The sequence below is a fragment of the uncultured Aurantimicrobium sp. genome (assembly GCF_936931525.1).
In the GTDB taxonomy this organism is placed as follows: Bacteria; Actinomycetota; Actinomycetes; order Actinomycetales; family Microbacteriaceae; genus Aurantimicrobium.
On the sequence record NZ_CAKZII010000124.1, the window covers coordinates 1 to 13,423 of the forward strand.

The 13,423-nt window shown below is 53.2% G+C and carries 13 protein-coding genes and 3 tRNA genes; 10 read left to right on the forward strand and 6 right to left on the reverse strand.

Annotation, left to right across the window (positions count from 1 at the left end):
* The 6 genes from Q0362_RS05510 to Q0362_RS05535 all read right to left on the reverse strand — a co-directional run.
* Positions 1-1,043, reverse strand: a 1,043-nt coding sequence (locus Q0362_RS05510; protein ID WP_298120939.1) for a thiolase family protein, incomplete at its 3' end; no start/stop codon positions are given.
* A 75-nt stretch (positions 1,044-1,118) separates the two neighbouring features.
* Complete coding sequence (locus Q0362_RS05515; RefSeq protein WP_298120943.1) at positions 1,119-2,315, reverse strand: ribonuclease D; 1,197 nt, start codon at positions 2,313-2,315, stop codon at positions 1,119-1,121.
* Positions 2,308-2,892, reverse strand: coding sequence for a DUF3000 domain-containing protein (locus tag Q0362_RS05520; protein ID WP_298120946.1), 585 nt, complete (start codon positions 2,890-2,892; stop codon positions 2,308-2,310). The genes Q0362_RS05515 and Q0362_RS05520 overlap by 8 nt, the downstream gene beginning before the upstream one ends.
* A gap of 23 nt (positions 2,893-2,915) precedes the next feature.
* A complete protein-coding gene (locus Q0362_RS05525) occupies positions 2,916-3,497 on the reverse strand; it encodes a hypothetical protein (protein ID WP_298120949.1) in 582 nt (193 codons plus the stop codon).
* Between the two features lie 2 nt (positions 3,498-3,499).
* Positions 3,500-3,931 carry a SufE family protein gene (locus tag Q0362_RS05530; RefSeq protein WP_280795077.1) on the reverse strand — a complete coding sequence of 144 codons (432 nt, stop codon included), beginning with the start codon at positions 3,929-3,931 and terminating at the stop codon, positions 3,500-3,502.
* 71 nt (positions 3,932-4,002) lie between these two features.
* Positions 4,003-4,899 (reverse strand): sulfurtransferase, encoded by an 897-nt coding sequence (locus tag Q0362_RS05535; RefSeq protein ID WP_298120959.1) that lies wholly within the window; start codon positions 4,897-4,899, stop codon positions 4,003-4,005.
* A 152-nt stretch (positions 4,900-5,051) separates the two neighbouring features.
* Between Q0362_RS05535 and zapE the strand changes: the two genes are divergently transcribed.
* The 10 genes from zapE to pdxT all read left to right on the forward strand — a co-directional run bounded on the left by zapE (position 5,052) and on the right by pdxT (position 13,420).
* Complete coding sequence (zapE, locus tag Q0362_RS05540; protein WP_298120962.1) at positions 5,052-6,071, forward strand: cell division protein ZapE; 1,020 nt, start codon at positions 5,052-5,054, stop codon at positions 6,069-6,071.
* Positions 6,072-6,209: 138 nt separating this feature from the next.
* Positions 6,210-7,466: an ammonium transporter gene (locus Q0362_RS05545; protein WP_298120966.1), complete on the forward strand. Its 1,257-nt coding sequence runs from the start codon at positions 6,210-6,212 to the stop codon at positions 7,464-7,466.
* 134 nt (positions 7,467-7,600) lie between these two features.
* A complete protein-coding gene (locus tag Q0362_RS05550; RefSeq protein ID WP_298120969.1) occupies positions 7,601-8,848 on the forward strand; it encodes an ammonium transporter in 1,248 nt (415 codons plus the stop codon).
* 70 nt (positions 8,849-8,918) lie between these two features.
* Positions 8,919-8,990, forward strand: a tRNA-Gly gene (locus Q0362_RS05555).
* Positions 8,991-9,043: 53 nt separating this feature from the next.
* Positions 9,044-9,117, forward strand: a tRNA-Cys gene (locus tag Q0362_RS05560).
* 26 nt (positions 9,118-9,143) lie between these two features.
* A tRNA-Val gene (locus Q0362_RS05565) sits at positions 9,144-9,215 on the forward strand.
* Positions 9,216-9,375: 160 nt separating this feature from the next.
* Positions 9,376-11,295: a threonine--tRNA ligase gene (gene thrS, locus Q0362_RS05570; RefSeq protein ID WP_298121063.1), complete on the forward strand. Its 1,920-nt coding sequence runs from the start codon at positions 9,376-9,378 to the stop codon at positions 11,293-11,295.
* Complete coding sequence (locus tag Q0362_RS05575) at positions 11,292-11,861, forward strand: HIT domain-containing protein (RefSeq protein WP_298120971.1); 570 nt, start codon at positions 11,292-11,294, stop codon at positions 11,859-11,861. Before thrS ends, Q0362_RS05575 begins: the two co-directional genes overlap by 4 nt.
* Before the next feature lie 40 nt (positions 11,862-11,901).
* The gene (pdxS, locus tag Q0362_RS05580) at positions 11,902-12,804 is read left to right on the forward strand and encodes a pyridoxal 5'-phosphate synthase lyase subunit PdxS (protein WP_298120973.1); all 903 of its coding nucleotides are present in this window, start codon (positions 11,902-11,904) and stop codon (positions 12,802-12,804) included.
* Positions 12,794-13,420 carry a pyridoxal 5'-phosphate synthase glutaminase subunit PdxT gene (pdxT, locus tag Q0362_RS05585; RefSeq protein WP_298120975.1) on the forward strand — a complete coding sequence of 209 codons (627 nt, stop codon included), beginning with the start codon at positions 12,794-12,796 and terminating at the stop codon, positions 13,418-13,420. The genes pdxS and pdxT overlap by 11 nt, the downstream gene beginning before the upstream one ends.
* Positions 13,421-13,423: the final 3 nt, after the last annotated feature.

Here is a 13,423-nt window from a genome sequence, read left to right on the forward strand (position 1 = left end):
GGGTGTCCGAGGGCAATTGCGCCACCGTATTCATTGACGCGGGGGTCATCGTCCGCGATGCCGAAGTAATCAAGGAAAGCAAGAACCTGAACAGCAAAGGCTTCGTTGACTTCAAAAAGACCAATGTCTGTGATGTCGAGACCTGCCTTGCGCAGGGCTTTTTCTGTAGCAGGAACGGGCCCAATACCCATGACTTCGGGTTCAACGCCGGCAAAGGCGAAGGAAACCATGGTCATCTTGATGCCGAGCCCAAATTCTTCTGCCGCTTGTTCGCTCGCAAGCATGCACACGGTTGCGCCATCGTTGAGGCCGCTGGCATTACCTGCTGTAACCCTTCCATGAGGGCGGAAAGGCGTTTTGAGTGCAGCTAGTCCTTCCAGAGTGGTTTCGGGTCGGGGAGCTTCGTCAACTGTTGCCAAAGTCCAACCCTCGGCAGTCTTGGCTGAAACAGGAATCAAATCTGGCTGAATGAGCCCTGCCGCATATGCGGCTGCAACTTTTTGCTGAGACCGCAGTGCATAGGCATCTGCGCGTTCCTTGGTGAGGTGGGGGAAACGGTCATGCAGTCGCTCCGCGGTGGCACCCATGTTGAGGGCATCAGCACTGACGAGCTTTTCTGCAAGAAAACGAGGGTTGGGATCTGCATTGAAGCCCATAGGGTGACGCCCCATGTGCTCCACACCACCAGCAATAACGATGTTGTAGGCACCCATCGCAATTCCACCGGCAGTCGTCGTCACAGCGGTCATTGCTCCTGCGCACATGCGGTCAATGGCATAACCAGGAACATGGCGGGGGAGCCCGGCAAGAATTCCTGCAGTTCGACCGAGGGTGAGTCCCTGATCTCCCTGCTGTGTTGTGGCAGCAATGGCCACTTCGTCGATTTCCTCTGCAGGTACTGCAGGGTTGCGCTCCAAGAGCCCCATCATTGCTTTGACAATGAGATCGTCAGCTCGGGTTTGCCAGTACATCCCCTTCTCGCCAGCACGGCCAAAAGGTGTCCGCACACCATCGACAAATACGACACGATTTCCCGCTGTCATGATTTCCTCTCGAAGCGTCATTGCTATCTTGATGCTAGTTCGTGGGATTCAGCTGTGAAAGACAGCTGTTGTTCTCTACGAATCCTCTACAGGTTCTTCAGGTACTTTTTGGTCTGCTTCGACAAAAGCGTTGGAAATCAGCGCGCAGGTCTCCGTTATTTGCCAAATTCGGGCACCGTGCTTTTTGAGTGCTTCGGTGATGCTCACTACAGTGATGGGACTGGGTGGCGCCCAGGCCAATTCACGAAGAATACTCGGGGTGAGGAGATTCTCAACGGGCATCGACAGCTCTTCTGCCCTGGCAGAAAGCACCTCACGAGCAAGTTGAAGCCGCTCTAGAGCCTCAGGCTTGCGATCAACCCATGCTCGTGGGGGAGGCAGTGTGTCGCTGGGAACGCGCATCACCGGAAGTGACTCATCCTTGAGCCCAATGAGAACAGCGTCCCACCAGGTATCCAACAAGCTTTTGCTAGCCCTGCCATTGAATTCCTTGAGCCCAATGAGTTCTGACTTGTTGGTCAAAGTTGATCGACTCGCGGCGACGATGGCGCTGTCAGGAATGAGTCGACCTGGAGACACATCTCGTCTCTGAGCAACCTCATCGCGTGCGGTCCATAATGCCCTGGCAACAGCAAGCTGTCGAGGGGTTCTGAGTGTATGAAGTCCAGAAATTCGGCGCCATGGTTCAGCGCTGACAACCTTCTCCGGTTTGTCTAAAGTGGCCTGAAATTCTTCCTGTGCCCAGGCGAGCTTGTCGGATTCAATGAGTAACTTTTCAATCTCATCGCGTACGTCAACGAGTAGCTCAACATCGAGAGCGGCGTATTTGAGCCACGGTTCTGGAAGTGGACGGGTAGACCAGTCTGCAGCGCTGTGTTCCTTGGCAAGGTGAATTCCCAAGAGAGATTCGACGACAGGTCCCAGCCCAACCCGTTCCATTCCGAGAAGTCGAGCAGATAGTTCAGTATCAAAAATGCGGGTCGGTGTGATTCCCACCTCTCGCAAGCAGGCTAGATCCTGGCTTGCAGCGTGGAGAACCCATTCTTGATCTGCGTTTTGCAGGAAGAGTTCTGACATGTCACCAATGGCAGGAGGGTCGAAGAGAAAAGTGCCAGCCTCGCGACGGTGAACCTGAATCAAATAAGCGCGTTGTGAATAGGTGAAACCAGAGGCTCTCTCTGCGTCAATGGCGAGAGGGCCAGTACCTGCTGAGATGACATCACACGCTTCAAGGAACTCTTGTGCGTTATCTATAACGCGAACGCTAACCACGCTCCCTGCGGCGGGCAGTGAGGCTAACAGCATCTGCGGTTGGAGGGAGACCTGCCAACATGCACAGGAGTTCACCCCACGCTTCTGCTTGTTCACCCATGTGAGGGGAGGCGGGAGACCATGATGCGCGAAGTTCTATTTGAGCGCCTTCGCCGGAATCAGCCAGTTCACCAAAACCTGTTGAAAGAATCCGTGTTGCTGTTCCGGAAGCATTGAAATAATCAGCTTCTCGAATGGTGAGAGCATCGGTAAGCCAAGACCAGGCAACATTCGCTAAGAAGGGGTCAAGCCCAATTTCAGCTTCAAGCGGTGCTTGTGCAAAGGCAACTACTCGAAATGGACCGCCCCAGGATTCAGGTTCCGAGGGGTCGTAAAGAAGAATGAATCGACCTGTGCCATGTTGGGATTCGTGCTCATGTTCGGCAATCAGGACATCAGCAGCTAAGGCGTAACTATAAGGAGCGACGCCACCCGGAGAGTCAATCTGGCGAACGGTCAATTCTTCGCGAAAGGTCACGGCGCTGATGCTCTCAACGGCAAGTTTGAATGCCTCGGGCACGTTCTCTGTGACTGTCACATCTCGACCCTAAAGTCGCGGCATTACTGGTGCTCTACGGCTCGCCGCCAATATTGGAAAGTCATTGAGGACTTGCTCTCAGACAAAGTCGATTCGAGATCAAAATCGCCATGGTCGCAGAGAAATGGGGGCAGCGCTACATAGGGGTCATTTCCTATTCGGGTTACAGCAATGTGGTCAAACCCCCACTGTTGACCTATGAGTTGCGCAGTGGTGACGCCGCCCTCACACAAAATGTGTTCATCCTCACTCTTCAGTGAGTGAACAATCGCTTGGACGCTCGGGTATGTCATAACGCGTGCAGGATCCGGACAAGAATCCCAGGGGAGTTCTCCCGACCGAGACAACACGGCAAGGCGTCCGCGAGGAGGAAGGAACCAACCTTCTGCTCGTACAGATTCAGCACCTACGACAACAACGTCTGCGTCGGAACGAAGGATTTTTAATATGCGGCGGTCTTCTACAGATGTCAATGTGTGTGAGGTGGAATCAACACCGCGGGTTTCATCGGCAGGGCTGAGCACCATGTTGAGCCGAACACTGCGACCTAGAGGCCATGCATAGTGCTGTGAGAGCTGTTCATCGGTGAGCGAAGAACTCTCCATCTTTAGGCTTCGGTCTTCTCGCGGATCTGTCTTTTCATGCGCCATAACATTCCTGTCATCCCGCGAACGCGCAGGGGAGAGATCAGCGTATTGAGGCCTAAGGTGCTGGGGAAGTCATCAGGAATACCCAACGCCTCGTCAACAGAAAGCCCGGTAAGTCCTTGGGCAAGAATGCTGGCAAAGCCACGCGTCGTGGGAGCTTGCTCAGGCGCTGTGGCGAAAACGGCAACAGTGTTGTTTTCAACCTCGACAAAGATGTAGACCGGTGACTGACACTCCTCTACTTTTTCCAAAAGCTCGGGGTGATCTGCATACTTTGCAGGGAGATCTGGGAGCTCTTCAGCAAACTCAATGAGGAGTTGAATTTTGTCCTTGTCCCCAAGGTCGAGGAAGTCTTCTCGTGTTTCAGCGAGTACAGATGGCAGGTCAGTCATGATGAAACAATCTTCTCAGGTATTCGAGGGAAGAAAGAATGGGAGCCAACCGAAGTTGACTCCCATCTGTACTAAGCGACTAGTGCGCCGGGTTCTGTTCCCTTGACAATAGGAACGCGAACCGCGGAACCCCATTCAGTCCAAGAGCCGTCATAGTTTCGGACACCAGTGAATCCGAGGAGGTAGTTCAGAACAAACCACGTGTGGCTCGAACGTTCGCCAATACGGCAGTAAGCAATGATGTCGTCGCCTGGCTTGAGGCCAGCACCATCGAGGTAGAGGGCTTCAAGTTCAGCGCGGTCCTTGAACGTGCTGTCTTCGTTTGCTGCACGGGCCCAGGGGACACTTGCTGCGCCGGGAATGTGGCCACCACGAAGGGCGCCTTCTTCTGGATAGGCAGGCATGTGTGTGCGCTCACCGGAATACTCTTCGGGGCTACGAACATCAATCATGGGCTTGCCAATGTGGGCAAGAGTGTCGCTGAGATAAGCGCGAATAGGAGCATCGTTGCGCTCGATGACGGGGTACTGAGATGGAACAAGAGCGGGCTGATCTTTAGTGAGCTCACGTCCCTCTGCGATCCACTTGTCACGGCCGCCATCAAGGAGGCGAACATCTTCGTGGCCAAAAAGTTTGAAAACCCAGAGAGCATAGGCAGCCCACCAGTTGCTCTTGTCGCCATAAATCACAACGGTGCTCTCACGTGAGATTCCCTTAGAGCTCAAGAGTGCTGCGAAAGCCTCACCCTGGACATAATCACGAAGAACAGGGTCGTTGAGGTCGGTGTGCCAGTCAATCTTGACGGCTCCTGGAATGTGTCCGATTTCGTAGAGAAGAACATCCTCATCCGATTCAACAATGACCAAGTTAGGAGTTGAGAGGTGTTCAGCGAGCCATTCGGTGCTCACAATAGCTTCAGGGTGTGCGTATTCGGCGAATTTTGGACTGTTATCGATAGGTACGCTCATAGCTCCATGTTTCTTTCTCAAGGCACGCTACTCAAACCGGGCTGGAATAAAAGCCAATAGGCTTGAGGTGCACTTCGAGACTACGTACTGAAACACCAAGTGCCAACCCCACAGGCTCTATTCACACCTTTTGTTGAGGAATATTTCACGCGATGACTTCCACCGTTTCCCTGGTCGAACGCCATCCGACCCTTGATGCAAGCTCGATTGTGAGCAGTCTGGTTCCTCCGCCCCAGTTTGTGGATGCTCGATTCGACAATTACATCCCCAATCCTGATTTCCCTTCACAAGAAGAAGCTCGCCACATCTTGGAAGAGTTTGCAGCGAAGAACACATCTGTAATCAAACAGGCCAAACTCTTTAGCCGAGCAAAAAAGACTGAAGAAGTTCCACCAGGGGTTTATCTCGATGGTGGCTTTGGTGTGGGAAAAACACACCTACTTGCTGCTGCATGGAATGTCGCTTCCGGAAAGAAATACTTTGGCACCTTCTTGCAATACACCTCACTGGTGGGCGCATTGGGCTATGTCAAAGCAGTTGAAGCGCTCAAAGGTGCCAGCCTGATTTGTATTGATGAGTTTGAACTCGATGATCCAGGCGACACCATGATGATGACCCGCATGCTGGGTGAGCTTGTGGCTGGTGGCACGCGCATTGCTGCAACAAGTAATACACCTCCTGCTGCTTTGGGTGAGGGGCGATTCGCTGCTGCAGATTTCTTGAGAGAAATCCAGGCTTTAGCTTCTAACTTCCGAACTCTCCGCATTGATGGCACTGATTATCGTCAGCGCACAGCAGAAGGCATTTCTCGAGTTTTCAGTGCACATGATCTCACCACGTCGGTTGAGGGTAAAGCCAGCGATGGCCTAACCGTCTCGGTAGATTCCTTTGACGGACTACTTGCTCACCTCGCGACAGTTCACCCTTCTGTCTACGTTCGTTTGCTCGAGAACATTGACGTCATTGCCTTGGAAAATGTTCACGTCATTATGAATCAGACTGATGCCTTGCGTTTGGTTGCTTTCATAGACCGTGTCTATGACGCGCAGATTCCCATCATTGCTTCGGGCTCCCCGCTTTCTGAAGTTTTCGGCGGCGACATGATCAATGGCGGATACCGGAAGAAGTATCTTCGTTGCGTATCCAGGCTGATCGCACTGACAAACTCCTAAAGCGAAACCAGCTGGAAACAAAACTGCCCATTTTGTAACCTCAGCGTCACCTCAGTGAACTCATGCGGTAACCGCAACCGAGCACACTCGTGAATACAGACGGTTCTTTATCCGTCACCATTCGTGAAAGAGGTTGAAATGGATCAAGGCAACACCGCCTTCGTACTCATCAGCGCAGCTCTCGTGCTCCTGATGACTCCCGCCCTGGCATTCTTCTATGGCGGTCTCGTCAAGGCTAAGAGTGTCGTCAGCATGATGATGCTGAGCTTTGGCTCACTCGCACTGATTGGTGTGCTGTGGGTTATCTACGGTTACGCAATTGCTTTCGCTAACGAAGGTTCCGCAACCTTCTACGGCATCGATGGCGTTATCGGTATTGACACCGCCTACATTGGCCTTGAAGGTCTCCTCGAGACTCCTGAAGGCGCTGCTTTCCCACCACTTGCATTCGCTGCCTTCCAGGCAACATTCGCCATCATCACCGTCGCGCTGATCAGCGGTTCTATCGCTGACCGCGCGAAGTTCGGTGCATGGTTGGTCTTCGCGGGCATCTGGGCAACCGTTGTTTACTTCCCCGTAGCATCTTGGGTCTTCAACTTCACCATCGTGGACGGCAAGATCGTGGATGGTGGATGGATCGCCTACAACCTCGGCGCTATCGACTTTGCTGGTGGTACTGCTGTTCACATCAACGCTGGTGCTGCAGCCCTTGCTCTTGCATTGGTTCTCGGGAAGCGCATCGGTTTCGCCAAGGGTGTAGCAAAGCCTCACAACGTGCCACTGGTTCTCCTTGGTGCAGGTCTGCTTTGGTTCGGCTGGTTCGGCTTCAACGCAGGTTCTGAACTCGCTGCTGACGGTATTGCTTCGCTTGCTTTCATTAACACCATTGCCGCTCCTGCTGCTGCTGTTCTTGGATGGCTCCTCATTGAGCGCATCAAGGAAGGTAAGGCGACTTCGGTTGGTGCTGCTTCCGGTGCTGTAGCTGGTCTGGTAGCGATTACCCCTGCATGTGCGAACCTGACTCCAATGTGGGCGATTGTTCTCGGCCTGGTTGCTGGAGCAATCTGTGCACTTGCTATCGAGCTGAAGTTCACCTTCGGCTTCGATGACTCGCTCGACGTCGTGGGTATCCACCTCGTTGGTGGCCTGATTGGAACCTTGTTCCTCGGTTTCTTCGCAACCGACGTAGGACTGCTCTTCTCTGGCTCGTTCGACCAGCTGGGCAAGCAGGCCATCGCAGCCTTCACCGTCCTCATCTTCTCCTTCGTTCTCAGCTACATCATCGGAACGATCATTGAGAAGACCATGGGCTTCCGTATCAAGAACGAAGATGAGCTCGCTGGCATCGACACCATCGTTCACGGTGAAGAGGGCTACGCACTCCAGGACGCATAATCCGCGTTCATAACTGAATAGGTACGCGCTGGGCCCTGCAGAAAACTGCAGGGCTTGGCCGCGTTAACCTGTTCGAAACATAAATGCTTCACAACTGAAACGCTTGTGGCAAAGAATCTCTTCTGGAGGTTCTCATGGATACAGGTAATACCGCTTTTCTGATCATCTGCACGGCTCTCGTTCTGATGATGACGCCTGCGCTGGCCTTCTTCTATGGCGGGCTAGTCCGCGCCAAGAGCGTGATCAGCATGATGATGATGAGCTTTGGCTCCATCGCCATTGTCGGTTTGCTCTGGATTATTTATGGTTATGCCATCGCATTCCCTGCCTTTGACAGCTCTTCTTTCTATGGCATTCCCGGCGTCTTTGGCATTGATATTGCTCACATTGGTCTTGAAGATCTCCTAGTTGTTCCCGACGGCGCTTCCGTTCCTCCTCTTGTTTTTGCTGCTTTCCAGGCAACCTTTGCGATCATTACTGTCGCACTGATTTCGGGAGCTATTGCTGACCGCGCGAAGTTCGGTGCGTGGATGGTCTTTGCCGGGGTCTGGGCCACATTGGTGTATTTCCCTGTTGCGTCCTGGATCTTTAACTTCACCGTGGTGGACGGGGAAATGACCAGCGGTGGATGGCTTGTCTATAACGTGGGAGCTCTTGACTTTGCTGGGGGTACTGCCGTTGAGATCAACTCTGGCGCTGCAGCACTTGCTCTGGCGCTCGTTCTCGGTAAGCGCATTGGTTTTGCCAAGGGAATCCACAAACCTCACAACGTGCCTTTCGTTCTTCTGGGAGCTGGCCTGCTGTGGTTCGGCTGGTTTGGTTTCAATGCAGGATCCGCCATTGCAGCCGACGGTATTGCTGCCATTGCTCTGATCAACACCATGGCTGCTGGCACCACGGGAATTATCGGATGGCTCATTATTGAGCGCGTCAAGGACGGCAAAGCAACTTCGGTTGGAGCGGCATCCGGTGCTGTGGCAGGTTTGGTCGCCATTACGCCCTCCTGTGCCTATCTCACGCCTACCTGGGCGCTTGTTCTCGGTCTTGTCACTGGAGTTCTTTGTGCTCTCGCCGTTGAACTGAAGTTCACTTTTGGCTTTGATGACTCGCTCGACGTCGTGGGTATCCACCTTGTTGGCGGTCTGATTGGAACTTTGTTCCTTGGTTTCTTTGCTGCCGAAGTTGGACTTTTGTACTCCGGTTCATTCGACCAGTTGGGCAAGCAGGCAATCGCAGCCTTCAGTGTCTTGGTTTACTCCTTCGTTCTGACCTTTGCTATCGGCTGGGTCATTGAAAAGACCATGGGCTTCCGTGTTCGTAACGAAGATGAACTTGCAGGCATTGACTTGGTTATGCACGGAGAAGAAAGCTACGACTACTAAACCTGCGTGTCAGGTTTTGCGTTCGGGCAAACTTCTCGATAAAGTTCCAAGGTACTCATTAGAGTGCAACGCGGATGTGGCGCAGTGGTAGCGCATAACCTTGCCAAGGTTAGGGTCGCGAGTTCGAATCTCGTCATCCGCTCGAGTGTGGTCATTCCTAAGACTTACTCATTGTTAGCGTGGGCAACCACCTACGGTGGATTGGCCGAGAGGATAGGCAGCGGCCTGCAAAGCCGTCCACACCGGTTCGAATCCGGTATCCACCTCCAAAACTAGGTAGAAATACTTAGCTTTTGAGCGATTGGCGCAGCGGTAGCGCGCTTCCCTGACACGGAAGAGGTCGCTGGTTCGATCCCAGTATCGCTCACTGAAAACCCTCGGATTTCCGGGGGTTTTTCTTTTGGCTAGGCTGGTAGCTGAGAACAGTTCTAAGAGGAGTTCACTTCGTGTCTGATGTTTCCGGTGCACTAACCGTTCAAGCTTCCAGCGATGGCTTTGCGCTCTACACAGACCGCAGCATCGTTGCCATGCGAGTCAACGGTGAACTGCGTGACCTCGCTCATGTTCTCTCGGCGGGAGATGTCGTCGAGCCCGTCACTATCGATTCTGCTGATGGTCTCAATATTCTTCGCCACTCAGCAGCCCACGTCCTTGCCCAAGCTGTTCAGAACGTCAACCCGGAAGCCAAGCTCGGTATTGGTCCACCCGTAACCGATGGTTTCTACTACGACTTTGACGTTGCTGAAGCTTTCACACCTGAAGACATGAAGGCGCTAGAAAAGGCCATGTCTCGTATTGTGCGCGCTGGTCAACGCTTCATGCGTCGTGTCGTCACCGAAGATGAGGCACGCGCAGAACTCGCTGCTGAGCCCTACAAGCTGGAACTGATCGGTCTCAAGGGCGGAAACACCGGGGATGACAACGAAAGCGTTGAAGTTGGTGGCAATGAGCTGACCATTTACGACAACGTTGATCCCGCCACGGGGGAGACCGTGTGGAAGGACCTCTGCCGTGGTCCTCACATTCCGAACACTCGCATGATCGGTGATGGCTTTGCCCTTACTCGTCTTGCTGCCGCCTACTGGCGCGGTTCTGAGAACAACCCCCAGTTGCAGCGCATTTACGGCACGGCATGGCCTACCAAGGCAGACCTTCGCGCATACCAGGAGCGTCTAGAAGAGGCCGCCAAGCGTGACCACCGTCGTCTCGGTAGTGAGCTGGACTTGTTTAGCTTCCCCGACGAAATCGGCTCAGGACTTCCGGTCTTCCATCCCAAGGGTGGTGTGATTCGCCGCACTATGGAGGATTATTCTCGTCGTCGCCACGAAGAGGGCGGCTACGAGTTCGTCTACTCACCACACATCACGAAGTCGAACCTGTTTGAGACCAGTGGACACCTTGACTGGTATTCCGATGGCATGTTCCCTCCCATGAAGTTGGACGAGATTCGCAATGAGGCTGGAGACGTCACCCGCCAGGGAGTGGACTACTACCTCAAGCCCATGAACTGCCCTTTCCACATTTTGATTTTCAAGTCACGTTCAAAGAGCTACCGCGAATTACCTTTGCGTCTGTTCGAATTCGGTTCTGTCTATCGTTACGAGAAATCTGGTGTTGTTCACGGTTTGACTCGTGTTCGCGGCATGACTCAAGACGATGCGCACATCTTCACCACGCGCGAGAACATGAAAGAAGAGCTCACCAAGGTTCTGAACTTTGTACTCTCGTTGCTGCGTGATTACGGTCTCGATGACTTCTATCTTGAGCTTTCTACCAAGGACCCCAAGAAGTATGTTGGCGACGACGCCATCTGGGATGAAGCGACAGAAACTCTCCGTCAGGTTGCAGAGGATTCTGGTTTGACCTTGGTTCCAGATCCAGGTGGCGCTGCGTTCTATGGCCCCAAGATCTCTGTACAGGCACGTGACGCTATTGGTCGCACCTGGCAGATGTCAACGATTCAGCTTGACTTCAACTTGCCTGAGCGTTTTGATCTTGAATACACCGGGCCTGACGGAAACCGTCACCGCCCCGTGATGATTCACCGCGCACTCTTTGGTTCTATTGAACGCTTCTTCGGTGTGCTGACAGAGCACTATGCCGGCGCATTCCCGCTCTGGTTAGCTCCAGTTCAAGCCATTGGGATTGCTGTTGCTGAAGAGTATGAAGAGTATCTCTCAGGAGTTCTTGACCAACTCAAGGCTGAGGGTCTTCGAGTTCAACTTGATGCCAGCGATGACCGCATGCAGAAGAAGATTCGTAATGCTGCTGCACAGAAGGTTCCTGTTCAGATCATTGCCGGTGAAGAAGACCGAAACAACGGTGCTGTGAGTTTCCGCTTCCGAGATGGAAGCCAGCGCAACGGTATTCCGGTCAGTGAGGCAATCGCACTTCTCGTTGGTGCAGCCAAGGACCACCGTCAGGTGCTGACTGCAGAGGACCTATGAGCCACTACGGAGAGAATGAATTCGAGGGTGTAGACCTTCGATCTGCTTCTTCCTTTGCTGGCGTCCCTGACGAATTCCAGCGCCTGTGGACCCCGCATCGCCTTGCCTACATAGAAAATGGCCAGCAGCCTCCCGAGGCAGATTGTCCGTTTTGTTTGGCACCCCAGATGTCTGATGAAGAAGGCTTAATTGTTCATCGAGGCACCCACGCATTTGTCTTGCTGAACCTGTATCCCTACAACAGCGGACATTTACTTGTCTGTCCCTACAGACACGTTGCGATGTATGACGAAGCAACTGTTGAAGAGACCGCAGAAATAGCTAGTCTTACTCAGGAAGCAATGCGAGTGTTGAAAAAGGTTTCTCGCAATGACGGCTACAACATCGGCATGAATCAAGGTCGTGTTGCTGGAGCCGGAATTGCAGATCATCTTCATCAACATGTAGTGCCTAGATGGGCTACAGACTCAAATTTCTTCCCCATCATTGCCAAGAGCAAAGCTGTTACAGCTCTCCTCGGTGATGTGCGTCACGCCATTGCGCAAGCATGGTCTGAAGGCAACTAAACTTTTTCCTCTCACCCTCCACATAAAGAAGTTGTAGAAAATGACTGAAAAGAACAACGCACCCCTCACTGGTAGCAACCGTGTTAAGCGCGGACTTGCAGAGCAGCTCAAGGGCGGTGTCATCATGGACGTTGTCAACGCTGAACAGGCACGCATTGCTGAAGACGCTGGTGCTATCGCTGTCATGGCTCTCGAGCGTGTTCCTGCAGACATCCGTGCTCAGGGCGGTGTTGCACGTATGAGCGACCCAGACCTCATCGAGGGTATTCAGGCTGCGGTAAAGATTCCGGTCATGGCCAAGGCCCGTATTGGCCACTTTGTTGAAGCTCAGGTTCTTGCAGAGCTCAACGTTGACTTCATTGACGAGTCCGAAGTTCTCAGCCCCGCTGACTACATCAACCACATCGACAAGTGGGCGTTTGATGTTCCTTTCGTCTGTGGTGCAACCAACTTGGGTGAAGCACTCCGTCGTATCAACGAGGGTGCTGCCATGATTCGCTCCAAGGGTGAAGCTGGAACCGGAGACGTTTCTGAAGCTACCAAGCACATTCGTAAGATCAACTCCGAACTGCGCTGGTTGTCCTCCATGTCAAAGGACGAGCTCTACGTTGCTGCAAAGGAGCTTCAGGCTCCCTACGACCTCGTTGTTGAGGTAGCAGCTGCAGGCAAGCTTCCCGTACCCATGTTTACCGCTGGTGGTGTTGCAACCCCAGCTGATGCCGCAATGATGCTTCAGCTTGGTGCTGACGGTGTCTTCGTTGGCTCGGGTATCTTCAAGTCCGGTGACCCTGCAGCTCGCGCTAAGGCCATCGTCAAGGCTGCAGCATTCTTCGATGACCCTAAGGTCATCGTGGAAACCTCTCGTGGCCTCGGTGAAGCAATGGTGGGCATCAATGTCTCTGACATTCCTGCACCACACCGCCTCGCTGATCGTGGCTGGTAAATTTCACCACCTCAGAATTGGCGTTCTCGCCTTTCAAGGTGATGTTCGTGAGCACATCCACGTTCTGGAAGAACTGGGTGCGCAGGTAGTCAAGGTTCGTCGTCCTGACGAGCTTGCCTCCGTGGATGCCTTAGTCATTCCTGGTGGTGAATCCAGCGTGATGGACAAGCTGGTGCGCTTGTTTGGCATGCAGCTGCCACTGCGTGAAGCTATCGCCTCAGGACTACCGGTATTTGGAACCTGTGCAGGACTCATCATGATGGCTGACCACATTGTGGACGCAATCGCTGAGCAAGAATCTCTTGGTGGACTTCACGTTGATGTTCGTCGTAACGCTTTTGGTACACAGATTGATTCATTTGAAGTTGATCTAGAAATGCCTGGCGTTACTGCTGAGCCAGTTCCCGCAACATTTATTCGGGCACCGATTGTAGAACGTGTGGGCGAGGGTGTCCGGGTTATCTCACAGCTGGAAGATGGCCGAATTGTCGCTGTGGAGCAGGGATACCTTCTGGGTATCTCTTTCCATCCCGAGGTGAACGGGGATACCCGAGTTCACGAATACTTCCTTGGGCGCGTAGCCCAATCTGTTACTGAGAAGAAAGCTAGTATCTAAGGC